The organism is Promicromonospora sp. NPDC110617 (genome assembly GCF_055598465.1).
In genome coordinates this window covers 675,204-700,833 of sequence record NZ_JBVKBM010000001.1, presented here as the reverse complement: position 1 = coordinate 700,833, position 25,630 = coordinate 675,204, and the positions used below count along the sequence as shown (strand labels likewise).

The 25,630-nt window shown below is 72.1% G+C and carries 18 protein-coding genes; 2 read left to right on the top strand and 16 right to left on the bottom strand.

Annotated features, from left to right (window positions below):
* Window positions 1–30 precede the first annotated feature (30 nt).
* The 8 genes from ACZ7LE_RS02990 to ACZ7LE_RS02955 form a co-directional block, all read right to left on the bottom strand.
* Window positions 31–1,491 carry a rhamnulokinase gene (locus ACZ7LE_RS02990; RefSeq protein WP_470403272.1) on the bottom strand — a complete coding sequence of 487 codons (1,461 nt, stop codon included), beginning with the start codon at window positions 1,489–1,491 and terminating at the stop codon, window positions 31–33.
* A 137-nt stretch (window positions 1,492–1,628) separates the two neighbouring features.
* On the bottom strand, window positions 1,629–3,719 hold the full coding sequence (locus ACZ7LE_RS02985; protein WP_470401894.1) for a bifunctional aldolase/short-chain dehydrogenase: 2,091 nt from the start codon (window positions 3,717–3,719) through the stop codon (window positions 1,629–1,631).
* Window positions 3,716–4,891, bottom strand: coding sequence for an L-rhamnose isomerase (rhaI, locus tag ACZ7LE_RS02980; protein ID WP_470401893.1), 1,176 nt, complete (start codon window positions 4,889–4,891; stop codon window positions 3,716–3,718). Before rhaI ends, ACZ7LE_RS02985 begins: the two co-directional genes overlap by 4 nt.
* A 195-nt stretch (window positions 4,892–5,086) precedes the next feature.
* Window positions 5,087–7,024 carry an N-acetylmuramoyl-L-alanine amidase gene (locus ACZ7LE_RS02975; protein ID WP_470401892.1) on the bottom strand — a complete coding sequence of 646 codons (1,938 nt, stop codon included), beginning with the start codon at window positions 7,022–7,024 and terminating at the stop codon, window positions 5,087–5,089.
* 440 nt (window positions 7,025–7,464) lie between these two features.
* Window positions 7,465–8,490, bottom strand: a complete 1,026-nt coding sequence (gene rhaS, locus ACZ7LE_RS02970; protein ID WP_470401891.1) for a rhamnose ABC transporter substrate-binding protein — start codon at window positions 8,488–8,490, stop codon at window positions 7,465–7,467.
* An 11-nt stretch (window positions 8,491–8,501) separates the two neighbouring features.
* Window positions 8,502–9,497 carry an ABC transporter permease gene (locus tag ACZ7LE_RS02965; RefSeq protein ID WP_470401890.1) on the bottom strand — a complete coding sequence of 332 codons (996 nt, stop codon included), beginning with the start codon at window positions 9,495–9,497 and terminating at the stop codon, window positions 8,502–8,504.
* Window positions 9,494–10,528 carry an ABC transporter permease gene (locus ACZ7LE_RS02960; protein ID WP_470401889.1) on the bottom strand — a complete coding sequence of 345 codons (1,035 nt, stop codon included), beginning with the start codon at window positions 10,526–10,528 and terminating at the stop codon, window positions 9,494–9,496. The genes ACZ7LE_RS02965 and ACZ7LE_RS02960 overlap by 4 nt, the downstream gene beginning before the upstream one ends.
* Window positions 10,525–12,045, bottom strand: a complete 1,521-nt coding sequence (locus tag ACZ7LE_RS02955) for a sugar ABC transporter ATP-binding protein (RefSeq protein ID WP_470401888.1) — start codon at window positions 12,043–12,045, stop codon at window positions 10,525–10,527. The genes ACZ7LE_RS02960 and ACZ7LE_RS02955 overlap by 4 nt, the downstream gene beginning before the upstream one ends.
* Before the next feature lie 232 nt (window positions 12,046–12,277).
* Between ACZ7LE_RS02955 and ACZ7LE_RS02950 the strand changes: the two genes are divergently transcribed.
* The gene (locus ACZ7LE_RS02950; protein ID WP_470401887.1) at window positions 12,278–13,723 is read left to right on the top strand and encodes an APC family permease; all 1,446 of its coding nucleotides are present in this window, start codon (window positions 12,278–12,280) and stop codon (window positions 13,721–13,723) included.
* Window positions 13,724–13,900: 177 nt separating this feature from the next.
* Here ACZ7LE_RS02950 and ACZ7LE_RS02945 read toward each other — a convergent pair whose 3' ends face one another.
* Window positions 13,901–14,278, bottom strand: coding sequence for an L-rhamnose mutarotase (locus tag ACZ7LE_RS02945; RefSeq protein ID WP_470401886.1), 378 nt, complete (start codon window positions 14,276–14,278; stop codon window positions 13,901–13,903).
* Between the two features lie 89 nt (window positions 14,279–14,367).
* On the opposite strand from ACZ7LE_RS02945, the gene ACZ7LE_RS02940 reads away from it, so the two are divergent.
* Window positions 14,368–15,399, top strand: a complete 1,032-nt coding sequence (locus ACZ7LE_RS02940; protein WP_470401885.1) for a LacI family DNA-binding transcriptional regulator — start codon at window positions 14,368–14,370, stop codon at window positions 15,397–15,399.
* An 89-nt stretch (window positions 15,400–15,488) separates the two neighbouring features.
* Here ACZ7LE_RS02940 and ACZ7LE_RS02935 read toward each other — a convergent pair whose 3' ends face one another.
* The 7 genes from ACZ7LE_RS02935 to ACZ7LE_RS02905 form a co-directional block, all read right to left on the bottom strand.
* Window positions 15,489–16,802 (bottom strand): serine hydrolase domain-containing protein, encoded by a 1,314-nt coding sequence (locus tag ACZ7LE_RS02935; RefSeq protein ID WP_470401884.1) that lies wholly within the window; start codon window positions 16,800–16,802, stop codon window positions 15,489–15,491.
* Between the two features lie 226 nt (window positions 16,803–17,028).
* Entirely contained in the window at window positions 17,029–19,449 is a 2,421-nt protein-coding gene (locus ACZ7LE_RS02930) for a rhamnogalacturonan lyase (protein ID WP_470401883.1), read from the bottom strand.
* Window positions 19,450–19,560: 111 nt separating this feature from the next.
* Complete coding sequence (locus ACZ7LE_RS02925) at window positions 19,561–20,217, bottom strand: Poxvirus protein I5 (protein ID WP_470401882.1); 657 nt, start codon at window positions 20,215–20,217, stop codon at window positions 19,561–19,563.
* 5 nt (window positions 20,218–20,222) lie between these two features.
* Window positions 20,223–21,125, bottom strand: a complete 903-nt coding sequence (locus ACZ7LE_RS02920) for a carbohydrate ABC transporter permease (protein ID WP_470401881.1) — start codon at window positions 21,123–21,125, stop codon at window positions 20,223–20,225.
* Window positions 21,122–22,108 (bottom strand): carbohydrate ABC transporter permease, encoded by a 987-nt coding sequence (locus ACZ7LE_RS02915; RefSeq protein ID WP_470401880.1) that lies wholly within the window; start codon window positions 22,106–22,108, stop codon window positions 21,122–21,124. The genes ACZ7LE_RS02920 and ACZ7LE_RS02915 overlap by 4 nt, the downstream gene beginning before the upstream one ends.
* Before the next feature lie 2 nt (window positions 22,109–22,110).
* Entirely contained in the window at window positions 22,111–23,439 is a 1,329-nt protein-coding gene (locus ACZ7LE_RS02910) for an ABC transporter substrate-binding protein (protein WP_470401879.1), read from the bottom strand.
* Window positions 23,440–24,348: 909 nt separating this feature from the next.
* Entirely contained in the window at window positions 24,349–25,461 is a 1,113-nt protein-coding gene (locus ACZ7LE_RS02905; protein WP_470401878.1) for a Gfo/Idh/MocA family protein, read from the bottom strand.
* Between the last annotated feature and the right edge of the window lie 169 nt (window positions 25,462–25,630).

The following is a 25,630-nucleotide window of genomic DNA, read 5'->3' as shown; positions in this document are numbered from 1 at the left end:
GTCACCCCGGTGATCTGTCCGTCTGACACGTCAGGGGTCGTACCGCCGCAGCGTGCCGCTCGCGCGCACGACGTCGCGCAGCGCCGACAGGTCGCCCGACAGCACCCCGACGGCGCGCGCCTGCACCAGCACGTTGCCGAGCGCCGTGGCCTCGACCGGCCCCGCGACCACGGGCAGTCCGGTCGCCTCGGCGGTGAGCCGGCAGAGCAGCTCGTTCCGCGAGCCGCCGCCCACCACGTGCACGGTGTCCACCGCCACGCCGGCCAGCGCCGACGCGTTCGAGACCGCCCGCGCCGACGCGGCCGCGAGGCTGTCCAGGACCACCCGGACCAGGGCGGGCCGCGCGGCGGGTCCGTCCGTGGGGAGGTCGACGCCGAGGCGCGCGACGGCGTCCGACACCCGGCGCGGCATGTCGCCCGGGGCCAGGAACTCGTCGCCGTCCACGTCGACGAGGCAGCGGCCGCCCGGCTCGGCGGCGGCCGCCGCCAGCAGGCCGGCCAGGTCCACGGGCGCGCCGTCGTCCCGCGCCCAGGCCCGGACGCACTCGTCCAGCACCCACAGGCCCATGACGTTGCGCAGGTAGCGCACGGTCCTGTCGAGGCCGAGCTCGTTGGTGAAGTTCGCCGCGCGGCTCGCCTTGGTGAGCACGGGCGCGGGCAGCTCCAGCCCGACCAGCGACCACGTGCCCGACGAGACGTACGCGCCCCCGGCCCCGAGCGGCGTCGCCGCCACGGCGGACGCCGTGTCGTGCGAGGCGACGGCGAGCACCGGCACCTCGCCGAGCCCGGTCGCCGCGCGCACCTCGGCACGGAGCGGTCCGACGACGGTGCCCGGCTCGACGAGCTCCGGCAGCCGGTCCCGCAACCCCGCGAGGCCGGGGTACTCCGCCCCGAGCCGGTCCAGGAGCTCGCCCGACCAGGTGCGCGAGCGGGCGTCGAGCAGCCCCGTGGTGGACGCGTTGGTCACCTCGGCGACCCGGCGGCCCGTGAGCCGGTACGCGATCAGGTCGGGCACCAGCAGCAGGTGCCGGGCCCGCGCCCACTCCTCGCCGCCGACGCCGGTCGAGACCCCCGCGACCAGCTGGAACTCGGTGGTGAACTGCAGGTGCTGCAGCCCGTTGATCGCGTAGTGGTCGGCGAACGGCACGCGCCGGTACACGTCGTCGGCCACGTGGTCCGTGCGGGCGTCGCGGTAGCAGAACGGGTCCGCCACCAGGTCACCGGCGTCGTCGAGGAACGCGTGGTCCACGGCCCACGCGTCCACGCCGATCCCCCGGACCTCGATGCCGCGCTCCCGCGCGAGGTCGCCCGCCACCCGCAGCCCGTCGAGGATCCCGCGCCACAGCGCGTCCACGTCCCACCGCAGGGCACCGTGCTCGTCCGTCCGGGGACCGTTCGGGAACCGGCCGCACTCGACGAGCTCGACCCGCGTGCCGTCGTCGTCCTCCGCCGGTCGAGCCTGCCGGGACCCGCCCCGCACCACCCCGAGCATCACCCGGCCGCTCGTCGCGCCCAGGTCGATCGCGACGAACGCGGTCTCGACAGGCTCGACCGGCGAAGGCCCTAGCTCGGCCGGCGAACCCGGTGGTCGAGCCTGTCGAGACCCGGCCCGACCGCTCAGCGGCTCGCTCACCGCAGGAACGCCGCTGCCACGCCCGCGTCCACCGGCACGTGCAGGCCCGTCGTGTGCGAGAAGTCGGAGGTGCACAGCGCGAACACGGCGTTCGCCACGTTCTCGGGCAGCACCTCGCGCTTGAGCAGGGTGCGCTGCGCGTAGAACTCCCCGAGCTTCTCCTCCGGAACCCCGTAGACCGCGGCCCGGTTGGCACCCCAGCCCGAGGCGAAGATGCCCGAACCGCGCACCACGCCGTCCGGGTTCACGCCGTTCACGCGGACGCCGTACTGCCCCAGCTCGGCCGCGAGCAGCCGCACCTGGTGCGCCTGGTCGGCCTTGGTCGCCGAGTAGGCGATGTTGTTGGGCCCTGCGAAGACCGAGTTCTTGGACGAGATGTAGACGATGTCGCCGCCCATGCCCTGGTCCACCAGCACCCGCGCCGTTTCACGAGAAACGAGGAACGACCCCTTGGCCATGACGTTGTGCTGCAGGTCCCAGTCCGCCTCGGTGGTCTCGAACAGGGAGCGCGACAGGGACAGCCCGGCGTTGTTCACCACGAGGTCCACCCCGCCGAACGCCAGCACCGCCTCCTGGACCGCCGCCCGCACGGCCGCCTCGGAGGACACGTCCACGGCCACGCCGATCGCGACGTCCGCCGAGCCCAGCTCGGCCGCCGCGGCCGACGCCTTCGAGGCGTCCAGGTCCGCCACCACCACGCACGCGCCCTCGGCCGCCAGTCGCGTGGCGATCGCCTTGCCGATGCCCGACGCAGCCCCGGTCACCAGGGCGACCCGGGTCGCCAGCGGCTTCGGCGCGGGCATGCGCCGCAGCTTGGCCTCCTCCAGCGCCCAGTACTCGATGCGGAACTTCTCGGCCTCCGCGATGGGCGCGTAGGTCGAGACGGTCTCCGCGCCGCGCATCACGTTGATCGCGTTGACGTAGAACTCGCCGGCCACGCGCGCCGTCTGCTTGTTCCGGCCGTACGAGAACATGCCGATGCCCGGGACCAGCACGATCGCCGGGTCGGCACCGCGCATGGCGGGCGGCTCCTCGCCGCGGGACCGGGCGAGGGCCGCGCCGCGCTCGTAGTACGCGGCGTAGTCGGCGCGGTAGGCCTCGTGCGCGGCCCGGAGCGCGGCCACGGTCTCCTCCACCGTGGCCGACGTCGGGACGTCGACGACCAGTGGCTTCACCTTGGTGCGCAGGAAGTGGTCCGGGCAGCTCGTGCCGAGCTCAGCCAGGGGCACGAGCCGCTCGCGCGCGACGAAGTCCAGCACCGGCTCCGTGTCGGTGAAGTGGCCCACCTGCGGGGCGTCGATGCTGGCCAGCCCCCGGATCACCGGCGCGAGCGCGGCGGCCCGGGCCCGGCGTTCGGCGTCGGGCAGGGGCTCGTAGCCGGGGCGTACCGCGCCGAAGGCGTGGGTGCCGCGGGCCGCGGCCCGGGCCGCGATGAACTCCTCGGCCCGCCGGATGATGTCGAGGGACCGCTCCTCCGCCTCGGCCGACGTGTCGCCCCAGGCCGTGATGCCGTGGCCGCCGAGGATGCAGCCGACGGCCTGCGGGTTGGCCGCCTTGATGGCCGCGATGTCGAGGCCGAGCTGGAAGCCCGGCCGGCGCCACGGCACCCACACGACCTCGTCGCCGAAGATCTCGGCGGTGAGCTGCGCGCCGTCGGCCGCCGCGGCGATCGCGATGCCGGCGTCGGGGTGCAGGTGGTCCACGTGGACGGCGTCGACCAGGCCGTGCATCGCCGTGTCGATCGACGGCGCCGCGCCGCCCTTGCCGTGCAGGCAGTAGTCGAACGCGGCGACCATCTCGTCCTCGCGCTCCTCGCCCGGGTACACGTCCACGAGGGCGCGCATCCGGTCGAGCCGCAGCACGGCCAGGCCCTGCTCGGTGAGCGTGCCGAGGTCGCCGCCGGAGCCCTTGACCCACAGCAGCTCGACGGGCTCGCCCGTCACCGGGTCGGTGGCGGTGCCCTTCGCGGACGTGTTGCCGCCCGCGTAGTTGGTCACCCGGGGGTCGGAACCGAGCCGGTTCGACCGGCCCACCAGGTCCGCGACCACGCTGCCGGAGACCACGCCGGATCCGCTGACGTCGTTCATGCTCCCCATCCCGCCTGCGCGCCACCGACGCGCTCGCTCGCGATCTTCTCGGCATAACCCGACGCCGCGAAGGCCGCGGTCGGGTTCGGGTCCAGCCCCATCTCCTCGCGCACCTGCGCGACCAGGGGCCGGACGTCGGTGTCGTACGCGTCCATGAGCACGCCGTGCGCGCCGAGCACGTCACCCGCCCGCTGCGCCGCCGCCAGGGCCTCGACGTCGACGAGCAGCGCCTTCGCCGTCGCCTCCTGGACGTTCATGACGGACCGGATCTGGGCCGGGATCTTCGGCTCGATGTTGTGGCACTGGTCGAGCATGAAGTTCACGCCGCCGTCCGGGGCGTGCGCCCCGGCGGACACGATCTCGTGCATGATCCGGAAGAGCTGGAACGGGTCCGCGGCGCCGACCATGAGGTCGTCGTCGGCGTAGAAGCGGCTGTTGAAGTCGAAGGCGCCGAGCCGGCCCTGGCGCAGGAGCTGCGCCACGATGAACTCGATGTTGGTGCCGGGCGCGTGGTGGCCGGTGTCCAGCACGACCTTCGCCCGGTCGCCGAGCGCCATGACGTGCAGCAGGGAGGTGCCCCAGTCCGGCACGTCGGTGACGTAGAAGGCCGGCTCGAAGAACTTGTACTCGAGCACCATGTGCTGGTCGTCGTCGAGCGCGGCGTAGATCTCGGCCAGCGACTCGGCGATCCGGTCCTGCCGAGCCCGGATCGAGTCCTGGCCGGGGTAGTTGAGGCCGTCCGACAGCCAGACCTTGAGGTCCTTGGACCCCGTGGCGCGCATGACGTCGATGCACTGCTTGTGGTGGTCCACGGCCTTGGCCCGCACCCGCGGGTCGGGGTGGGCGAGCGAGCCCAGCATGAAGTCCTCGTCCTGGAAGACGTTGGAGTTGATCATGCCGATCTGCACGCCCAGGTCGCCGGCGTGCCGGGCGAGCGCGCCGAAGTCGTCGACGAGGTCCCAGGGGATGTGCAGGCTGACGCGCGGTGCCACACCCGTGTACCGGTGCACCTGGGCGGCGTCGGAGATCTTCTCGAACGGGTCACGCGGCACGCCCGGCTGGCTGAAGACCTTAAACCTCGTGCCCGAGTTGCCGAAGGCCCAGGACGGCAGCTCGATCGTCTGCTGCCGGAGCGCGGACCTGGCCGCCTCGACACGTGTGGATGCCGCCATGGCGTCCTCCCTCTCCGCGCACGCCCTCGTGCGCATCTTGAAACGATTCATTCGAAGCCTATTCCGCGACCGCCACAGGGTCAAGGTTCAAGACAAGTGCGCGTGGTCGGTAGTTCGTCAGGTGGTCGGCAGCTCGGGCTACCGACCACCTGACGAACTACCGACCACGCGCATCAGCGACCCACGCGGAGCCCGTCAGTACCGCGCGTCCGCCGCTGCCAGGTACTTGCTCGTCACCACGATCGCGCGGCGCAGCGTCGACTCGTCCTCGGTCGTGCCGGCCTTCGTGAGGCGGTTGACCCACACGTCGGCCTGCGCGGTGGTGGGCGGCGCGCCCAGGTAGTGCTCGTAGGTCGCGACCACGCGGAACCGCACCGCCTGGGGGTTGTCCCAGAGGGCCTGGACCACGCCCGCGCGGCCCAGGGTGTTCAGCCGCGGCAGCCAGTGCTTGAGCTGGTCCGACGTCGGCGGCCGGTGCAGGATGTGCTGGTACAGCGCGGTCACGTACTTCGCGTCGGTGCCGCCCACGTGCTTGTAGTAGGTCGAGGTGCCCATGAGGTACGGCTCGATCTCGTCGATCGTCCGCGTCTTCTTCTTCACCATGGCGAGGTAGTTGGCCGTCTGGGTGGCCGACGGCGTGTAGCCGAGGGTCGCCTGGAACGCCTGGCTGATGCGGACCTTGCGGTAGTTGTCCGACTTGGCCATGCCGTCGGCCAGCACACCCTGGCCGTCCACCGAGACGCGGTAGGACCAGCTCTCGATGTCCGCGGCGGTGGCCGGCCGGCCGAGGTAGTCCTGGTACATCGCCTGCACGAAGTTCTTGGACTGCTCGTCCACCTCGGCGTACTGCTTCGCGTACACGGCAGCCTGGTCCTGGATCCCCGACAGCAGCGGGTAGGCGAGCTCGCCCGGGCACTCGGTCTGGTGCGTGTCGCGGTGCCCGAAGACCCGCTGCAGCGTCACCTGGTCGCCGGCCTGGTAGCGACCGCCGTCGGTGTGGCCGGCGGCGGTGAGGACCGTCGTCTCGTCCGGGTTCACGTCGTACTGCGCGAGGCGGCTGCCGATGATCTTGGCCACGCCGTCCCGCTGGGCGGTGGTGGGCTTCACGCCCGCCGCCGTCGTGTACGTGCCGATCATCGCGACGCCGACCGTGCCGGTGTTGAAGCCGCCGGTGTGGGCGCCGATGATCGGCTCCTCGATGCTGCCGTCGGCACCCTCGTAGATGTTGCCCCACTTGTCGACGAGGAAGTTGTAGCCGATGTCGCACCAGCCGTGGGTCTGCTGGTGGTACGCCTGGTCGTTGCGGATGGCCTGCATGGCCTCGGCCACGGTGGCGTAGTCGTTCGGGTTCACCGTGTGGTGGACGGCGGCGGCCTTGAGGCCGCCCTCGGCGGGGAACCAGGTGGGACCGGTGCCCGGCTCGAGGCAGCGGGGCGCCGCGCCCCACTCCTCGCGCGTGATGATCGTGGGCCCCGCGGTCGCGGTCGACGCCGCGACCGTGCCCGAGGTGGTCGCCGCGGCCGTGGTGACCTGGGCCGACGAGACCAGGCTGAGCTCGACGCCCTCCGGGAACTCGGCGGTCTCGTCCACGGTCGCGAGCTGCACGGCGTCCGCCTCGCCCACGTAGACCGGGGCGGAGGTCATGACGGCGGAGCCGGTGTCGGCGTCGTCCGTGGACTTCTCCAGGTGGCTCCAGTCGCTCCAGGTGCCGTCGGTGGCCCGGGTGCGCACCTGCATCTCGGGCACGGCCTGGTCGATCTCCGCCGGCCAGGACAGCCCGACCGTCTGGAACCCCTCCGGCACCTCGATGGCGCCGGCGATCCGTCCGTCGGCGTCGGCGGTGTCGAGCACCACCGCGCCGTCCGCCGCCGTGGCGGTCTCGGCGGCCGGCTCGGGGTCGGCGCCGGTGACGTCCTCGACCACGGCCGTCTCCTCGACGGGAGCCGCGGCCACCTCCACCTTCTCGACCTGCGCGTCCGTGGTGCCGGCGTCGGGCAGCGCGGAGTCCGCGGGGGCCGCGATGCCCTCGGGCTCCAGGGACGGCTCCGTCGTCAGCGCCGTCGCCGCCGGGGCCAGCGCGCCGCCGAGCACCATCGCCGGCGCCACGCCGAGAATGAGCGTTCTGCCCACCACGCTCCCGGCGAGCGTCGTCCTGCCGGCGCCGTGCCGAGGGCCCTGCTTCGTCCGGGATGTCGGAGCTGCCGCGTGCCGAACCACTGTGTCCTCCTCGCATCGAAACGCGTCGGGCGCACGGGGTGCGGCCGACGCGAAGAACAGGGCGACGTTAGTGGTGACCAGGCACGACGACCTCAGTTTTCACCCCTGTGGAGCGGGTGATCTTTCCCTGGGCACCGCCTGGATCACCCGGCGCCCTCGGGCGCGCGTGGTAGTTGCCGTGGGCAACACGAACTCCCCTTTGAGGCCGGGCTGGCTTCGCTTTGATCGTCCTCAAAGCGAAGCCAGTTCGGCCTCAAAGGGGAGGAGTCCGGACGCCAAGACCTGGCCCGGCGCAGCCCGACGGCGCAACCGCCGCAGCAGCAGCCGCCGCGGTCACCACCGGGCGCCGTGAGCGGTCAGAAGTCGAAGTCGTCGATGTTGCTCTTGTCGTACACGAACGGCTCGCCGAGCACGACCTCGCCGTCGGCCCCCACGGTGTACTCACCGAGCCGGCCGGCCTCGAAGGTGTCGCCCTCCTCGCCCGTGATGTCGCCCGCCACCAGGGCCGCGGCGGCCTCCGTCGCCAGGTAGCCGAGGTCGGTCGGGTTCCACAGCGCGAACGCCTCGACGGTGCCGTCGTCCACGTACTCGCGCATCTGGTTGGGCGTGCCGAGGCCGGTGACCGCGACCTTGCCCTTGTACTCGGACGTCGACACGTAGCGCGCCGCCGCGGCGATGCCGACGGTCGTGGGCGAGACGATCCCCTTGAGGTCCGGGTGCGACTGGAGCAGCGCTGCCGTCTTGTCGAACGACGTCTGGTCGTCGTCGTCGCCGTAGGCGGTCTCGACGAGCTCGATGTCCGGGTAGTCGGAGGCCAGCTTCTCCTCCATGATCGCGATCCACGCGTTCTGGTTGGTCGCGTTGGCCGACGCCGAGAGGATCGCGATCTCGCCCTCGCCGCCGATCTGGTCGGAGATCAGCTCGAGCTGCTTGTCCGCGATGCCCTCGGCGGAGGCCTGGTTGACGAACAGGTCGCGGTACTGCGGCTCGGTGTCCGAGTCGAACGTGACCACCTTGGTGCCCGCCGACCGCGCCTCGTCGAGCGCGTCGCCGATCGCCGTCGGGTCGTTGGCCGAGATCACCAGCGCGCTCACGCCCTGCTGGGCGGCGGTGTTGATGAACGGCACCTGCGAGTCGGGCGACGCCGTGTCCGGCCCGACCTCGTCGACCGTGGCCCCCAGCTCGCCGGCCGCCTCCTCGGCGCCGGCGGTGGACGCCTCGAAATACGGGTTGCCCAGATTCTTGGGCAGCATGGTGATCGTGGCGCCCTCGGTCTCGCCGGTGGCGCCGTCACCGCCCTCGTCGCCTCCGCCGCCGCACGCGGTCAGCCCCAGCGCGAGCACAGCGGCCGTGCCGGCCGCGAGCACAGATGTGAACCTCATCGTTCGTCTCCCTAGCTTCCTTGCCCGACCGCCGGACGCCGTCGGACCCTGAGGCCGCCCGCGATGCGCGGCGCGACCACCGACACGACGAGCGCCGTGCCGATCACGATGTTGATGACGTTGACGGTGACCCCCTCCAGCCGGAGGGCACTGCTGAGCACGCCGATGAGCAGCACGCCCGCGACCACGCCGTGGATCGCGCCGCGGCCGCCGAAGATGGACACCCCACCGAGCAGCACCGCCGCCACGACCTGCAGCTCCAGGCCGGTCGCGTTGTCGCCGCGGGCGCTGCCGTAGCGGAGCGTGTAGTAGACGCCCGCGAGCGCCGAGACCGCCCCGGACAGCACGAACAGGATCAGGAGGGTCCGCTTGACGTCGACGCCGGAGAACCGGGCGGCCTCGCTGCTGCGGCCGATGTCCAGCACGTTCCGGCCGAACGGCGTGGCGTGCAGCAGCACCGCGAAGACGGCGATCATCAGGACCAGGCCGAGGGTGATCACCGGCCAGGGCGACTCCCCGAGGTTCTCGGTGGCGCCGTCGGTCCAGGACTCGGGGAAGTCGGTGACGGCCGTGGTGCCCAGAAGGCCCACGGCGAGGCCGCGGTAGAGGGCGAGCGAGCCGATGGTGACGGCCAGCGACGGCAGGCCGCCGTACGCGACCAGCGCGCCGTTGACGGCGCCGCACACCGCGCCCAGCAGCACGGAGACCGGCAGGGCGACCCCGAGGCCGAACCCGGCCTGGTGCAGCAGCCCGAAGGTCACGCTGGACAGGCCCACGACGGAGGCGACCGACAGGTCGATCTCGCCCGTGCCGATGATCAGGGTCATGGGCAGGGCGATGAGCAGCACGGGGGCGACGTCGAGCACGAGGTAGGTGATGGTGAGCGGACCGTCGAAGCCCTGCACGGTCGCGGACGCGACCACCCAGGCCGCGACCAGGATCAGGATGGTCAGCATCTCGCGGGTGAGCAGCGCGCGCTGCCACCACGGGCGGGCGTGGGTCCTCATCGGTTCGCCTCCTCGCGGTCGGCCGGGCCGGCGTCGCCGGGTTGGTCGGTATCTCGTTCGGCGGCGAGGCGGTGCGACCGCCGCCGGGCCAGCAGCCGGTCCAGTGCGATGGCGCCGATGATGAGCACGCCCACCACGGCGCGCTGCCAGAAGTCGGGGATGCCCACGACGGGCAGGGCCCGGTTGATCGTGAGCAGCAGCATGGCGCCGAGCGCCGCCCCGACGACGGTGCCACTGCCGCCGAAGATCGCGACGCCGCCCACCACGACGGCGCCCACGACCTGCAGCTCCAGGCCCACCCCCGCGCCGGACGACACGGTGCCGTACCGCGCGGCGAACATCACGCCGGCCAGCCCGGCGAGCGCGCCGTTCAGGGCGAACGCCCCGAGCAGCCGGCGTCGGACGGGCAGGCCCTGCAGCTCGGCGGCGTCGGGGTCCGACCCGATCGCGTAGAGCTGCCGCCCGCCGCGCGCGCTGTACATGTAGTAGCCGACGCCGGCCAGCACGACGGCGGCGACGACGGTCAGCACGGGGATGCCCAGCACCTGCCGGGTGCCCAGCGCGAGGAACGACCGGGGCATGTCGCCGGCGTCGATCCGGTCGCTGCCCGCCCAGGTCAGGGCCACCCCGCGATAGACGTACAGGGTGCCGAGCGTGATGACGAGGGCCGGCACGCGGGCGAACGCCACGATCGACCCGTTGACCAGGCCCAGGGCCGCCCCGGCCGCGACGGCGACCAGCGCCACCACGACGACCGGCAGGTCGGGCGCCTCGATGAACAGCCGGCCGGTCAGGTACGCCGTGAGGCCGAGCATCGAACCCACGGAGAGGTCGACGTTGCGCGTGATGACCACCACCGCCTGACCGACGGCGAGCACCACGAGGATCGCGGGCGTGAGCAGCAGGTCCCGCCAGCCGCCCGAGCTGAGCAGGAAGCCGGGCTGGATCGCGGTGGTCACGCCGATCACGACCAGCAGGGCCAGGGCGATGCCGGCCTCGCGCCGGCGCAGCAGGGCGGTCAGGGCGCTCATGCGGCGTCACCCCGCTCCGACGACGCACCCGGCGTCGCGGCGCGCATCACGGTCTCCGGCGTGGCCTCCGCCCGGTCCAGCCGGGCGACGATCCGCCCCTCCCGGACCACGAGCACGCGGTCGGCCATTCCGAGCACCTCGGGCAGCTCGGACGAGATCATCAGGACCGCCAGCCCCTCGGCGGCCAGGGTGGAGAGCAGCCGGTGCACCTCGGCCTTGGTGCCCACGTCGATGCCGCGGGTGGGCTCGTCGACGATGAGCACCTTGGGGCCGGTGGCCAGCCACTTGGCCAGCACCACCTTCTGCTGGTTGCCGCCGCTCATCGTGGTGGCCACGGCGTCGAGCGCGCCGGCCTTCACCGCCAGCCGGCCGGACCAGTCGCGCGCGAGGCGCGCCTCGGCGTCGGGCAGCAGGATGCCGAGGCGGGCCAGGCGGCGCCGGGAGACCGCGGAGACGTTGCGGGCCACGGAGGACTCGGTGACCAGGCCCTCCAGCCGCCGGTCCTCGGGGACCAGGGCGAGGCCCGCGGCGATGGCCGCCGTCGGGTCGCCCGGGCGCAGCGCCCGCCCGCCCACGGTGACGTGCCCGGCGTCGTACCGGTCGACGCCGAACACGGCGCGGGCGATCTCGCTGCGCCCGGCCCCGACCAGGCCCGCGAGGCCCACGATCTCGCCCGCCCGGACCTCGAAGGACACGTCGTGGAAGGTGCCGGTGGACTGGAGCCCCTCGACCCGGAGCACCACCTCGCCGGGGGTGCTCGGGACCTTGGGGTAGAGGTCGGAGACGGCGCGGCCGACCATGCGCCGCACCAGCTCGTCGGCCGTCACGTCGGCGACGGGGTCGGTCGAGACGTGCTCGCCGTCGCGCATCACGGTGACGGTGTCGCAGAGGTCGGCGACCTCGTCGAGGCGGTGGGAGATGAAGACGACGGCGCGGCCGGCGTCGCGCAGCCCGCGCGCGACGGCGAACAGGCGGCGCACCTCGACGGCGCTGAGTGCCGCCGTCGGCTCGTCCATGACCAGGAGCCGGGCATCCAGGGAGATCGCCTTGGCGATCTCGACGATCTGCTGGTCCGCGATGGACAGCCCCTCCGCAGGGCGGTCCGGGTCGAGGTCCACGCCGAGCTCCCGGAACAGCTCGCGCGCCCCCGCGCGCATGGCGCGCCGGTCGATGCGACGGAACCGGCCCAGCGGCTCGCGGCCGAGGTAGATGTTCTCGGTGACCGTGAGGTCGGGGAAGCTCGCGGGCTCCTGGTGGATCACGGCGACGCCGGCCGCCTTGGCCTCGGCGGGGCCCGTGAAGTCCACGGGCTCGCCGTCGAGCTCGACCACGCCCGCGTCGCGGCGGTACACGCCGCCCACGATCTTGACCAGCGTGGACTTGCCCGCGCCGTTCTCGCCGACCAGGGCGTGGATGCTGCCGGGCTGCACGACCAGGGTGCCCGAGCGGAGCGCGGCCACGGGCCCGAAGGACTTGGCGACCCCCTCCAGGCGCAGCGTCGGTGCGGCGTTCTGCATGTCTCTCCGTCGAGATGTGCGGGCGGTCTGCATTGACCGCTATCTGGCGTTTGAATCGTTCAAACAGATACTTCGGAAGATAGACCTGCCAGGTCAGAGCGTCAAGAACTTGCGGCGCGTCCGTTGCCGAGTCGTGCCCGTTGCGGAACCCTTGGCCGATCAGGGGTGCACACTGCCCGCAGCGTACGGAGGTGGCCCGAAGACGTGCCGCCTCAGAACGGAGGCGACGGAAATGAGCCAGCCAACGGCCGGGGAGCACGCAGCCCTCGGCGAGGAACCGACCGAGCTCAAGCGGGTCATGGGGCCCAAGCTCCTCCTGCTCTTCATCGTGGGCGACATCCTCGGTACGGGCATCTACGCGCTCACCGGCAAGGTGGCCGCGCAGGTCGGCGGCGCGGCGTGGGCGCCCTTCATCGTCGCCTTCGCCATCGCGCTGATCACCGCCTTCTCGTACCTGGAACTGGTGACCAAGTACCCCCGGGCGGCCGGCGCAGCGCTCTACACACACAAGGCGTTCGGCGTGCACCTGCTGACGTTCATGGTCTGCTACACCGTCATGTGCTCCGGCATCACGTCCGCGTCCACGGCGTCCCGGGCGTTCGCCTCGAACCTCGCGGTGGGCTTCGGGCTGGATGCCGAGAACTCGACGCTCGTCATCACCGTCGCCCTGGTCTTCATGGGCGTGGTCGCGGCCGTGAACCTGCGCGGCGTGGGCGAGAGCGTCAAGGCGAACATCTTCCTGACGCTCGTCGAGCTGTCCGGCCTGCTGCTCGTGATCCTCATCGGCTTCTACGCCGCGTTCGCCGGCCAGGTCGACTTCTCCCGGACCATCGTGTTCGAGGACCCGAACGACAAGGGTGCCTTCTTCGCCGTGACGGCCGCGACCGCCCTCGCCTTCTTCGCGATGGTCGGCTTCGAGGACTCCGTGAACATGGCCGAGGAGACGCACGACCCGGTCCGGAACTTCCCCAAGATGATGATCACCGGCATCGGCATCACCGGGGTCATCTACGTGCTCGTCTCCCTGTTCGCCGTGGCGATCGTCCCGGTCGGCGTGCTGGCGGAGAGCGAGACACCGCTCGTGACCGTGGTCGAGACCGCGGCGCCCGGCATCCCGGCGGGCGACATCCTCCCGTTCATCTCGATGTTCGCGGTGGCAAACTCGGCGCTCATCAACATGCTCATGGCGAGCCGCCTGCTGTACGGCATGGCCAAGCAGAACGTGCTGCCCGGCGTGCTGGGGCGCGTGGGAGCGCGGCGGCAGACGCCGTGGGTGGCCATCCTCGTCACCACGGCGATCTCCCTCGGCCTGATCTACTTCGTCAGCCGGGACCCGGACAACGACGTCGTCGCGGCGCTCGGCGACACCACGGCACTCCTGCTCCTGGGCGTGTTCGCCATCGTCAACGTCTGCGTGCTCGTGCTGCGCCGCGACCCGATCGACCGCCGGCACTTCGTGGCGCCGACGATCCTGCCGGTCATCGGCGCGCTGGCCTGCGCGTTCTTCGTCGGGCCGTGGACCGGACGCGACCCGCTCACCTACACGATCGCAGGCTGGCTCCTCGGCATCGGCTTCGTCCTGTGGCTCCTGACGTGGATCACGAACCGGCTGCTCGGCCAGCGCACCGGGATCAGCGACATCGAGGCGCTCAACGAGCCGGAGGGCGGCGTCAACTAGCGGACGGCGCGGCGCTCGGCGTCGACGAGCGGACGGCGTACCGCTCGGCGTCACTCACCTTTGAGGCCCGGGTTTCTTCGCTTTGGACGGTTCCAAAGCGAAGAAACCCGGGCCTCAAAGGGGAAACCACGCGGGGCCGCGCGGCGCACGCGCCCGCCCGCCCGTCCGCCCGTCAGGTCAGCGGTCGTCGGACGCGGCGTCGTCCGGGAGGGCCGCGAGCTGGGCCTCCAGGTGGAACACCTCGTCCAGCAGCACGAAGCCGTCGTCCGGGTTGCCCTCGTCGACGAAGAAGCCCGACATCGCCGCCTGCCAGCGCGCGTTGACCTCGGTCGCGGCCATCCCGCGCTGCGCCGCCTCATAGTCGTCGGTCACCAGGATCCCGACCAGCAGGCCGTCGTCGCGCAGGAACAGGTGGTAGTCCCGCCAGCCCGTGTCGCGCAGGGCCCGGAGCATCTCGGGCCAGACGGCGGCGTGGGCCACCCGGTACTCGTCCAGGCGGTCCGCCCGCACCCGGGACGTGAAGCAGACGCGTGCGCCCGCCGTGTTGCTCGACATGTCCGGTCCTCCGGTTCCTGAGCCCGTCGAAGGGCGACCCACTCCGGCGTGAATCGGTTCATAATGTAGCCCGAAGCAAGGAGGCGCTCATGACCCAGCCGGCCGCTCACCGCCGAGCATCCATCGCCGACGTCGCCCGTGCCGCCGGCGTCTCCGTCGGCACCGTGTCCAACGTGCTCAACCGCCCCGAGCGGGTGCTGCCCGGCACGCGCGAACGGGTCGAGGCCGCGATCGACGAGCTGAGCTTCGTGCGCAACGGCTCGGCCCGGCAGCTCCGCGCGGGCACCATCACCACGGTCGGCGCCATCGTGCTGGACATTGCCAACCCGTTCTTCACCGACGTCGCGCGGGGTATCGAGCAGCGCCTGGACCAGGACGACTTCACGCTCATGGTCGCGTCGTCGGACGACAAGCCCGACCGCGAGCAGCGCTACCTGCGCCTGTTCGAGGAGCACGGCGTGCAGGGTGTCATGGTGGTGCCCGCCACCGACGACATCGAGCACCTCCTGGCGGTGCGCCGGCGCGGCACCGGCGTCGTGCTGCTGGACCGCCCGTCGTCCGACCCGAGCATCTCGTCCGTCGCCGTCGACGACGTGCGCGGCGGCGAGCTCGCCGCGCGACACCTGCTCGACGAGGGGCACACGCGCATCGCGTTCCTCAACGGCCCGCACACGATCCGGCAGTGCGCCGACCGGCACGAGGGTGTGGTCAAGGAGCTGGTCGCCGCGGGGCTCGACCCGGCGACCGCGCTCGTCGAGATTACTGTGTCCAGCCTGAACGCCGAGGGCGGGGAGGCCGCGATCCGGGGGCTGCTGGCGTCGGGCGACCGGCCCACCGCCGTCTTCTGCGTCAACGACCTGGTCGCACTCGGTGTGCTGCGCACGCTCCGCACGGAGAACATCGCCGTCCCCGCCGAGGTCGCCGTGGTGGGGTACGACGACGTCGCCTTCGCCGCCGAGCTGTCCACCCCCCTGACGTCCGTGCGGCAGCCGACCCACGAGATCGGGGTCCGCGCAGCCGACCTCCTGCTCGACGGGCCGGACGCCGCGGCCGAGCACGTGATGTTCCAGCCCACGCTGGTGGTCCGCGGCTCCAGCTCCGCGGCGTGGGCGCAGGGCTGAGGGGTCTCGACAGGCTCGACCCGCGGTAGCCCACGCCGGTCGAGCCCGTCGAGACCCCGGCACACCCGCCGGTCGAGCCCGTCGAGACCTCAGCAGGTCGCCGCGAACATCGGCACCAGCAGCTCGTTGAGGTCGTACAGCGCCTCCGGGTCGAGCGTCACGTTCCGCCCGGTCACGCCGAAGGAGAGCTGCCGCTCGCCGTCGAGCGAGGTGAGGTTCACGCTCAATGTGCCGAAGCTCGCGCCGTCGTGCCCGTACAGGTACTCGCCCGGCACGCACGGGTCGGGCAGGCGGTAGGTGCCCAGGCCGTACTCGATCAGCTCGGCGCTGCGCGGCGTGAGCATGTCGGTCACGGTCTCGGGTGCCACCAGCTCGCCGGTGACCAGGGCCTCGTTGAAGGCGGCGAGGTCCTTCGTCGTGCTGGTCACGGCGCCGGCCGCGCGGAACAGCGTCGGGTCGAAGTGCTCGATCGAGTACCAGCCCGCGCCGTCGGCGCCGGTGTACGCGGCGTCGTGCAGGAACGGCCCGCGCTTCTGCGGGCTGACGGGGTAGTCGCTCCGGCGCATGCCGGCCGGCTCGAACACGCGCTCCTCCAGGAGCTCGTCGAGGCCGGTCCGGTTCACCTTCTCCAGCATCATGCCGAGCGTCACGAACCCGGCGTTGGAGTAGGAGAAGCCCGTGCCCGGCTCCAGCATCCAGGGTGCGGTGTGCACGGCCCGGACGTGGTCACCGTCCGAGTAGTGCTCGCCCAGCACCTCGAAGTACTCGTCGATGTCCGCCGGGTCCTGCATCTTGTCGACGATCAGGTACTCCGACGCCGTCGGGGCACCCGACGTGTGGCTCAGCAGCTGCTCGATCGTCACGTCCCGCGGCAGGGCGCCGGGCAGCACGTCCTCGACGCTGGTGTCCAGCGTCCAGGTGCCCTTCTCGATCTCCTGCATCACCAGCGTCGCGATCATGGGCTTGGTGTTGCTCGCCACGCGGAACGGGTCGTCGGCCCGGGCGCGCGCGTGGCCTCCGAGCTCGCGGACGCCGTCCGCGCCCGCCCAGGTGAGGTCCGGCGTCTCGACGCGCGCGGTGACGGCGACGGCGCCGTCGTCCACGATGGTCGAGACCGCCCGGTCGAGCTCACGCCGGATACCCGCGTCGGTGGTCAGGGTACGGGCGGCGGGCGCGGAGGCGGCCTGCTCGGCGGCGTCGCGGACCTGGCGGGACAGCGCCAGGGGGTCGTCGAGGGCGGCCGCGGACGTCGCGTCCACGGCCGGCGCGGGTTCCGTGGTCACTGCGGGCGTCGCGGGCACCGCGCTGGCGGACGCCGTCGTTGCCATACCTGCGGCGGTGAGCGGCAGCGCGCCGGCCACCACCACACCCAGAGCTGCTCTGACTCGGCGGTGTGCATTCATGGGGATGCTCCTTCGTCTCGGCACCCCGTCAGTCTGCTGGGGGCCAGAAAGGCATGGATCCCCCGCAAGAAGGACATCCTGACGAGCCACTCCACCCAGGGAGTGAGCACAGTGGTAGGAGGCCCCCACCTGCAGCGAGATCGGTCGGTTGCCTTGAGACCGGTCGGTTGACCGACCGGTCTCAAGGCAACCGACCGAACTCAGTTAGCCAGGCCGCCTCAGGAGCTCAGCGGCGGCCCGGGATCGGCACCGTGGACCAGTCCGTGTCCGAGGCCAGGTAGAAGCTCGGGTACGACGGCTGGTTGTACGTCGTCTGCTGGCGCGCCACCTCGACGCGGTACTGCGGGTCCTGCATGAGCGTGTACAGCGCGATGTCGCTGGGTTCGGTGGTGGTGAACAGCCGCAGCGCGGTCGAGTCCGTGGTGCGCACCAGCACCTCCTCGCGCCAGTCGCCGAGCACGTCGGCCACGAGCGACGGGTTGCCCTTGGTGCCGTTGTTGGTCAGCGTCCCGTCCAGCGTCGCGACGACGCCGCGCGACCAGTCCTTGATCGTCGGCACCGCGGGGTCCGCGCCGTCCACGATCTGCGTGGTGCCGTCGCCGGCCCACCGCACGGACTGGTTGGTCCCCATGGTCGCCGTCGCCACCTGCTCACCCGTCGCGCTCAGCGTGCCCGACCCGAGGGTGCCGTCCGGCATGGACGCCCACACCTCGATGCCCGGCACGTCGGGCAGCACGTCGCCGATCATCGAGCGGCCGGTGTCCCGCCCGGAGTACTGCCCGAACAGCACCTCGCCGTCCTCGGCCGAACGCATCGCGGAGCCGTAGGGCGCCCACGTGGCGCCCTCGTGGGCGGTCCAGATCTCCAGGCCCGGACGGTCGGGGTCGATGTCGGTCACGTGCATGGCGTCGCCGTGCCCCAGGCCCGCGGTCGCCCCGGGGTTCGCGGAGCCGTCCGGCAGGGTGTCGAACGACGAGTACAGGAGTGACCCGTCGTCGTCGAGCGTCGCGGAGCCGTAGACGATCTCCTGCCGGCCGTCCCCGTCGACGTCCGCCGCCGACAGGGAGTGGAAGCCCTGCGTGGTCATGCTCCCCCACTCGGGCGAGGTGCCGGGCACGCCGTGCGGGCTGTCGTTGAAGGGGTTGGACATGGGCGTCCAGCCCGAGTCGGCGAGCCAGCGCCGGGTCAGGTGCCTGCCGTCCCAGTCGTACGCCGCGACGGTCGAGCGCGTGTAGTAGCCGCGCGCGAAGATCGCGCTGGCCTTGCCCTCGGACAGGTACGCGACCCCCGACAGGAAGCGGTCCACCCGGTTGCCGGGCTCGATGCGCGCCATGGCGTAGTCGCCCCAGCGCAGGCCGTCGTCGGTGCGCCCGGGCTCGTAGTCGACGGTCTCCAGCGGACGCCCGCTGAGCCCGTCGAAGACGGTGAGGTACTCCGGGCCGCTGATCACGAAGCCCTCGAACAGGCGGAGCTGGTTGCGCGTGGAACGGGACGGCGCGTAGACGTCGATGAAGTGGTCGACGGCGGCGCGGGCGTCGGCGTCGGACAGCGGGTAGGTCCAGCGGGACTCGATGCCCCACGCCTCCTCGAGCGTGGCGGGCCACTGCCCGCCGGTCACCTCGGGGCGCGACGACCAGCCGCGGAACGTGTCCACGAGGTGCTCGTAGTAGTCCCCGGCGGACATCCGGTAGTCGTCCGTGTCGCGCACGCCGGCCGCGCGGTCCTCCTTCGCGATCGGCACGTAGCGCTGCCCGGCCGGCCGGCCGTCGCGGTAGGTGGTCACCCGCGTGCCGGGGGCGGTCTTGATCATCAGCTCGGCGCGGCCGTCGCCGTCGTAGTCGTAGACGGGGAACTGCGTGTAGTGCGCGCCCGCGCGGATGTTGACGCCCAGGTCGATGCGCCAGAGCTGGGTACCGTCCAGCTCGTAGGCGTCGAGGTAGACGTTGCCCGTGTAACCCACCTGGGACACGTCCTTGGAGTTGGACGGGTCCCACTTCACGACGATCTCGTACTCGTCGTCGCCGTCGAGGTCCGCGACCGAGGCGTCGTTGGCCCGGTATGTATATGACTCGCCCGCGGGCGTGACGCCGTCGGCCGGCTTGTTCAGGGGGATGTCCAGGTGCCCGTCGCCCCACACGTCGGCCGACGCCGCCTTGCCCTTGTCCGGGCCGCTCAGCGGCACCACGCGGTACCGGGCGTCCGCGGTGCCGGCGGGGTCGAGGTAGTTTGTCGCGCCTGTGACCGTCGCGACGCGCCGGCCGTCGCGGTACACCGCGAAGCCCGGGCCCTTCAGGCCGCTGTCGGTGTGCCCGGTGACCTCGGGCGCGAGCAGGCGCCAGCTCAGGAACACGCCCTCGCTGGTCGCGGCGGCCACGAGACCGCGGCCCAGCTTCTCGGTGACCTTCCCGCTGCCCGACGGCGGCCGCCCGGCCTGGGCGATCTCGTCGCCCTGGGCGGTGGTCAGGACGGCGGACTCGCCGCCAGCCGGGGTGCTGGGCGCGGCGCTGCCCTGGGCGGTGGTGAGCGCGGCCGTTGCCGGGGCGGCGGTCGGGACGGTGGCCGCGAACGCCACGGCGCCCACCCCGCTCATGCCGAGGCTGAGTGCCGTCGCCAGCACGGCTCCGGTCCGGATGGTTCTCGGGATCATTCTCGAATTCCTCTCTGAATTCTCGATCTCACGAAGATGTGCGCTTCTACCCAGTCATCAGGCCCGGATACACAGCTGTTCCGGGCCTGATGACCGGGTAGAAGCGCACGTTCAGTCGACCGGGCGCGGCAGCGCGCGCCGGGTCTCGACGGCGACCGCCGCCAGGCCGAGCAGGCCACCCGTCACCACGACGAGCGGCGTCAACATCCACACGAGCACCACACACATCACCAGCGCCGCCAGCAGCAGCGCCGAACCCACCAGGTCGTCGCGGGAGCGCGCCGCGCCGCGGGACAGCAGCCGCCAGACGCCGCCGGCCGCCGCGTCGCCGGCCACCGCCTCGTCGTCCGACCACGCCGCCGTCGTGCGGACCAGGACCACCGCGGCGCAGGCCGCGGCCGCCCACGTCACCCAGCGCACGCCGGACGCGCCCGGCAGCGCGCCCGACGCCGTCAGCCCGGAGTTGACGAGCACCACGGCCGCCAGCCCCAGGAGCAGGACGCCGAGCACCCACAGCCCGCGCACGGCCGCGACCCAGTCCCGCCAGAACGAGCGGACCGAGGTGTCGTACCCGCCGAGGTGCCGCCGCAGGTGCGCGGCCCCCGCGGCGAGCGCCGCCGGGGCCGTCACGACGGGCAGGCTGCCGGCGAGCACGAGCAGCCCGGTCAGCAGCGTCTCCCCCAGCAGGGGGAACCAGCCCTCGCCGGCCGCGCGCCGTCCGCGGCCCGACGGCGGCGGCGACTCCTCGATCCGTTCCTGGGCGTCCACGGCGGTCAGCCCTTGAGGCCCTGCGTGGCGACGCCGTCCACCAGGTACCGCTGGAAGACCACGAAGAACAGCAGCACCGGCACGAGCGCGAGCACGGCCATGGCCATCTGCGCGCCGTAGTCGGAGACCGACGTCTGGTCCACGTAGAGCCGCAGCGCGATGGGCAGCGGGTACGTGTCGGGCCGCTTGAGGTAGAGCAGCGGGCCGAGGAAGTCGTTCCACGACCAGATGAAGGCGAAGATCGAGCTGGTGATCACCGCGGGCCGCATGAGCGGCAGCAGCACCAGCCGGAAGATCCCCCAGTGTCCGCAGCCGTCGATCCGCGCCGCCTCGTCGAGCTCACGCGGCAGCCCCCGGAGGAACTGCACCATGAGGAAGACGAAGAACGCCTCCGTGGCCAGGAACTTGGGCGCCAGGAGCGGAACGAACGTGTTCACCAGGCCCATGGAGTTGAACAGGATGTACTGCGGGATGATCACCACGTGGAACGGCAGCAGCATCGTGCCGATCATGACCGCGAAATACACCCCGCGCCCGGGAAAGCTGATCCGCGCGAACGCGTAGGCGGACACGGTGGCCGACAGGACGATGCCCACGACCGACCCGACCGCGAGGATCAGCGAGTTGAGCACGAACGTCCAGAACGAGACGCCGCCGATGCCGCTCAGCGCCGACGTGTAGTTCTCCAGCGTCCACGTCTCGGGCCACAGGTTCACGTTGCCGACGATGTCGCCGCTCGGCTTGAACGAGCTCATGACCATCCACACGCCGGGGTACAGGATCACCACGGCGACGGCGATCACGAGCACGTGGAACACGGTGGACCGCAGGCGCTTGCGCCGGGTCGCCGTCGCGCTCGGCGAGCGCGTCGGGACGGCGCTCGGGGCGGTCGTGGTCGCTGTCGTCATCGCACGTCTCCCGTGTAGTGGACCCAGGCACGCGAGGTGCGGAACAGGACGGCGGTGATGATGCCGACCACGAGCACGAGCACCCAGGCCATGGCCGACGCGTACCCCATCCGGAACTCCGTGAAGCCCTTGAGGTAGAGGTAGAACGTGTAGAAGAGCGTCGAGTCGGCGGGGCCGCCGGTGCCGCCCGAGATGATGAAGGCGGAGCTGAACACCTGGAACGCGCCGATCGTCTCGAGCAGCAGGTTGAAGAACAGCACGGGCGAGAGCATGGGCAGCGTCACGGAGACGAACCGGCGGATCGGCCCGGCGCCGTCGACGGCGGCCGCCTCGTGCAGCTCGGCCGGGATCTGCTTGAGCCCGGCCAGGAAGATCACCATGGGGGCGCCGAACTGCCACACCGCGAGCAGGATCATCATCGGCATGGTCATGCTCGGGTCGCCCACCCAGCCGCCGGCCGGCAGGCCGAAGAACTGCTGGACCTGGTCGGCGATGCCGTCGTCGATGAACATGGCACGCCAGACGATCGCCACGGACACGCTGGCCCCGATGAGCGACGGCGCGTAGAACATCGAGCGGTAGGCGCCCTGTCCGCGGTGCTTCGCGTTGAGCAGCAGGGCGACGGCGAGGGCCGCCGCGAGCTTGACCGGCACGCCCACCAGCACGTAGACCGCCGTCACCTGGGCGGACTTGAGGAACCGCGGGTCGGCGAACAGGGCGGTGAAGTTGTCGATGCCCACGAACGTCGGGGCCCGGAAGAGGTTGTAGTCGGTGAACGCGAGGTACAGCGACATCAGCATGGGGCCGGCCGTCAGCAGCACGAACCCGAGGAGCCACGGGGACAGGAACGCGTACCCGGCCTTCACGTCGGACCGGTCGCGCTGCGGCTTGCCGCCGCCCCGTGCGGGGGACGACGACGTCGCCGTCCCCCGCACGTTCCCGCGCCCGGCCGCGCGGCCGCGTTCGGTGGTGGTCGCGGACATGGTCAGGACCCGCCGAGGTTCGATTCGGCGCTCTGGAACCACTGGTCGGCGAACTCCTCCGGCGTGATGTTGCCGTAGGACAGCTCCTCGCCCAGCCGCTTGAACTCGGCCTCGACCACGCCGTAGCCCTCGACGGGCAGCGGGGTGTCCTCCGTGACGCGCTCGGCGACGTGCTCCTCGTAGCCGACGATCTTGCTGTCGATCGAGCCCTCCTCGACCTCCATGGCGTCCCGCTGGGCGGCCACGGCGGGCACGCCCTTCGAGGTGCCGAAGATCTTGCCCACCTCGGGGTCGTTCACGAGGAAGTCGATGAGCGCCGCGGCGGCGTCGGGCTCCTGCGTCGTCGACGACGACGAGAGCAGCATCGACGGCTTCCAGAACTGCGCCGAACCGTCGGCGCCCGTCGGCACCGGGAGCAGGTCGAGGTTCTCGCTGCCCGCGCCGGCCGAGTAGCCGGCCATCATGTTGTCCCAGGTCATCTCGGTCGCGGCCTGGCCCACCTGCATGCCGGTGAGGGGCTCGACCTGCTTGGCGCGCTCGACGGGGAAGAAGACGCCGTCGTCACGCAGCGGCTGGGTGCGCTCGGCCCACGCGACGAGGTCGGCCTTCTCGAAGGCCGGCGAACCGTCGTCGGCGAACGCCGTCTTGCCCTGCTGCACCAGCCACTGGATGAACAGCCACAGCGTGCCGGTGTAGTCGGTGCCGCCGTAGATCTGCGGGTCGTGGTCGGCACCCGCCGCGCTGACCTCACGGATCCAGGCGTCGTACTCGTCCCAGGTCAGGCCCTCCTCCGGCGCCTCGACGCCGAGCTCGTCCAGGAGGTCGTCGTGGTGGATCATGCCGAGGGTGTTGGTGCTGGTCGGGATGCCGTACTGGCCGTCGCCGACCGAGCCGGAGGCGAGCACCGTCTCGTCGAAGTCGTCGGTGTTCAGGTTCACGCCCAGCTGGTTCGACAGGTCCAGCAGCTGGTTGTTCGACGCGTACTGGTGGATGTAGGCGAGGTCCATCTGGAAGACGTCGGGCAGGGTCTGGCCGGCGGCCTCGGTGCTGCGGGCGGTCCAGTAGTCGTCCCAGGCCTGGAACTGCGTCTGGACGTCGATGTTGGGATGCTCCTCCTCGAAGAGCGCCACCGCCTCCTCGTACCGGGCCGCACGGTCGTCGTCCCCCCACCAGACGAGGGACAGCTCGATGTCCCGGTCGGTGGCTACCGGCGCTGCCTCGGCCGAGGCAGTCGTACCGCCGCCGCAGGCCGAGAGGGCCAGGGCCGAAGCCGCTGCGAGGGCCGTGACCTGGACGGCCGCCGTCCTTGTGGTGGTGCGTGTGCGGACCACGTGAGCCTCCTTGCTCTGTGTGCTGCTGGTGGCCGGCTGCATCCTCGACCGCCGACTGAATCGATACAATACCGCTACGGGAAGCGTTGTCCAGAGCCTCAGGTCAGGAATTCGTAACGAACTGCATCGTTGGAGGCCGGGCTCGGGCGAGGCAGTGGGCGTGTGCCGGGGGCGCGGGCCGCCGGGGCGCGGGCGCTCTCGCCGTGCCGCCGCTGGGCCGCTGGGCCGCCGTGCAGCTGGGCCGCTGGGCCGCCGTGCTGCTGGGCCGCCGTACAGCTGGGCCGCTGGGCCGCCGTGCTGCTGGGCCGCCTTGCGGCCGTGCCGCTGGGCCGCTGGGCCGCTGTGCCGCCGAACGTAGGAGTAGTCGGGAACGCGGCCGAACGTAGGAGTAGTCGGCGTATGAGCGCTCAGAGAGCGACCAGGCCTACGTTCAACGCCCGCACCCGGCCGACGTCGGGCAGCACGGCGCCAGCCGCGTGCCGCACTCGGCGCCAAGCGCAGACCCGCGCCGACCCGCGCCGACCCGCGCCGAGCGCAGAGTTGGTGGCGTTCTCGGCGCAGATTCCGCAACCAGACCCGCACTCACCAGCAGCCGACGCAGGCCAACGCCAGGCATCCGGCGCCGCGGGGCCGACGCCGCCGCCAAGCCCAGGACGCGCCGCCGAACGTAGGGGTCGTCGGCGCATGAGCGCTCATGAGACGACCAGGCCTACGTTCGACGGCGGACGGCGGACGGCGGACGGCGGACGGCGGCCAGCGGGCCACGCGGCGCCGAGCCGCAGCCCGACGGCGCGGCCGGGCTCAGCCTCAGCCGCCGGACGTAGGAGTAGTCGGCGCATGAGCGCTCATAGGGCGACCAGGCCTACGTTCGACGGCCAAGGGGCGGACGGCGCCGAGTGCCGGGCGGCGTCAGCCTGCCGTCGGGGCCGGGGTCGGTATGGCCTTGAGCGGCGGCCAGCTCGGGCCCGTGCCGCGCATGGAGTCGTAGAACGGATCACCTGTTCCGATCTCGCCCGCCTGCACGATGCTGCCCGTGAACGCCGACCGGTAGATCGCCGCGACCAGCTCCAGCGTGCCGCGCACGTCGGCCGCGGTGACCGGCGGCGCCTCGCCCGCGGTGAACGCGCGGTAGGTCGGCACGAGCTGGGCGAGGTGCCCCGACGGCAGTGCCTCGGGGTCCGGCTGCCACAGCTCGGCGACGTCGTCCCGGCCCGCGGCCGGCGTGAACGTCCAGTCGGCGTCGGTGTACCCGTACAGGTGCGACAGCTCGATCGTCGCCGCCTCGGTGTCGAACCGCAGGTCGGAGGTCTCCCGCGGGGACAGCAGCGAGTTGGTGATCGTCGCCATCGCGCCGCTCGCGAAGCGCACGATCGCCATCGAGACGTCCTCGGTGTCGACGTGCCGGGCGAGACGGCCGGCCATGGCCGTCACCTCGGACCACGGCCCGAGCGTCGCCAGCAGCAGGTCGAACTGGTGGATACCGTGGCCCATCGTGGGCCCGCCGCCCTCGGTGTCCCAGCGGCCGCGCCACGGCACCTCGAAGTACGCCGGCGCCCGGAACCACAGGGTGTCGCACGTGGCGACCAGCGGCCGGCCGAGGGCTCCGTCGTCGAGCAGACGGCGGAGCTGCCGCGCACCGTGCCCGAACCGGTGCTGGACGACCTGCGTGAACGACGCCGTCGAGCCCGCCTCGGCGGCCGCGATGCGGTCGATCTCCGCGAGGGACAGCGTGGCGGGCTTCTCGACGACCACGTGCACACCCGCCTCCAGCGCCGCCACAGCGACGTCCGCGTGCACGCCCGGCGGCGTGCAGACGTGCAGCACGCCCGTCTCGGCGAGCACGTCCTCCAGGGAGGTCCCGTGCCCGGGGACGCCGTGCTCGCGGGCGAACTCCTCGGCCCGCGCGGCGTCGATGTCGACGGCGTGCACCAGGGTCGCGTCCACGCCGTGCGCCGGCAGGTCCGCGATCGCTCGTGCATGGGCTCCGGCGATGGCACCTGTGCCCAGGATCGTGACTCTCATCGTGCTCCGTCCTCGTCGACGCGTGTGATCGATCACTCTATCGAGTCGACACGGCCCTGCCGCGCCGATCCGCAGGAACCCTACCCGCGGGACCGACCTATGGAAAGGGCTTTCCCGTCAACCCGGCCCGAAACGAGACCCACGGAGGCCCCGCCCCGATCCCCTTTGA

Coding starts and splice junctions, on each gene's coding strand:
- rhaI (WP_470401893.1), bottom strand. CDS start 4,891: ATGGCGGCATCCACACGTGTCGAGGCGGCCAGGTCCGCGCTCCGGCAG.
- ACZ7LE_RS02985 (WP_470401894.1), bottom strand. CDS start 3,719: ATGAACGACGTCAGCGGATCCGGCGTGGTCTCCGGCAGCGTGGTCGCG.
- ACZ7LE_RS02965 (WP_470401890.1), bottom strand. CDS start 9,497: ATGAGGACCCACGCCCGCCCGTGGTGGCAGCGCGCGCTGCTCACCCGC.
- ACZ7LE_RS02930 (WP_470401883.1), bottom strand. CDS start 19,449: ATGATCCCGAGAACCATCCGGACCGGAGCCGTGCTGGCGACGGCACTC.
- ACZ7LE_RS02990 (WP_470403272.1), bottom strand. CDS start 1,491: ATGCTCGGGGTGGTGCGGGGCGGGTCCCGGCAGGCTCGACCGGCGGAG.
- ACZ7LE_RS02935 (WP_470401884.1), bottom strand. CDS start 16,802: ATGAATGCACACCGCCGAGTCAGAGCAGCTCTGGGTGTGGTGGTGGCC.
- ACZ7LE_RS02920 (WP_470401881.1), bottom strand. CDS start 21,125: ATGACGACAGCGACCACGACCGCCCCGAGCGCCGTCCCGACGCGCTCG.
- ACZ7LE_RS02945 (WP_470401886.1), bottom strand. CDS start 14,278: ATGTCGAGCAACACGGCGGGCGCACGCGTCTGCTTCACGTCCCGGGTG.
- ACZ7LE_RS02915 (WP_470401880.1), bottom strand. CDS start 22,108: ATGTCCGCGACCACCACCGAACGCGGCCGCGCGGCCGGGCGCGGGAAC.
- ACZ7LE_RS02960 (WP_470401889.1), bottom strand. CDS start 10,528: ATGAGCGCCCTGACCGCCCTGCTGCGCCGGCGCGAGGCCGGCATCGCC.
- ACZ7LE_RS02905 (WP_470401878.1), bottom strand. CDS start 25,461: ATGAGAGTCACGATCCTGGGCACAGGTGCCATCGCCGGAGCCCATGCA.
- ACZ7LE_RS02955 (WP_470401888.1), bottom strand. CDS start 12,045: ATGCAGAACGCCGCACCGACGCTGCGCCTGGAGGGGGTCGCCAAGTCC.
- rhaS (WP_470401891.1), bottom strand. CDS start 8,490: ATGAGGTTCACATCTGTGCTCGCGGCCGGCACGGCCGCTGTGCTCGCG.
- ACZ7LE_RS02940 (WP_470401885.1), top strand. CDS start 14,368: ATGACCCAGCCGGCCGCTCACCGCCGAGCATCCATCGCCGACGTCGCC.
- ACZ7LE_RS02950 (WP_470401887.1), top strand. CDS start 12,278: ATGAGCCAGCCAACGGCCGGGGAGCACGCAGCCCTCGGCGAGGAACCG.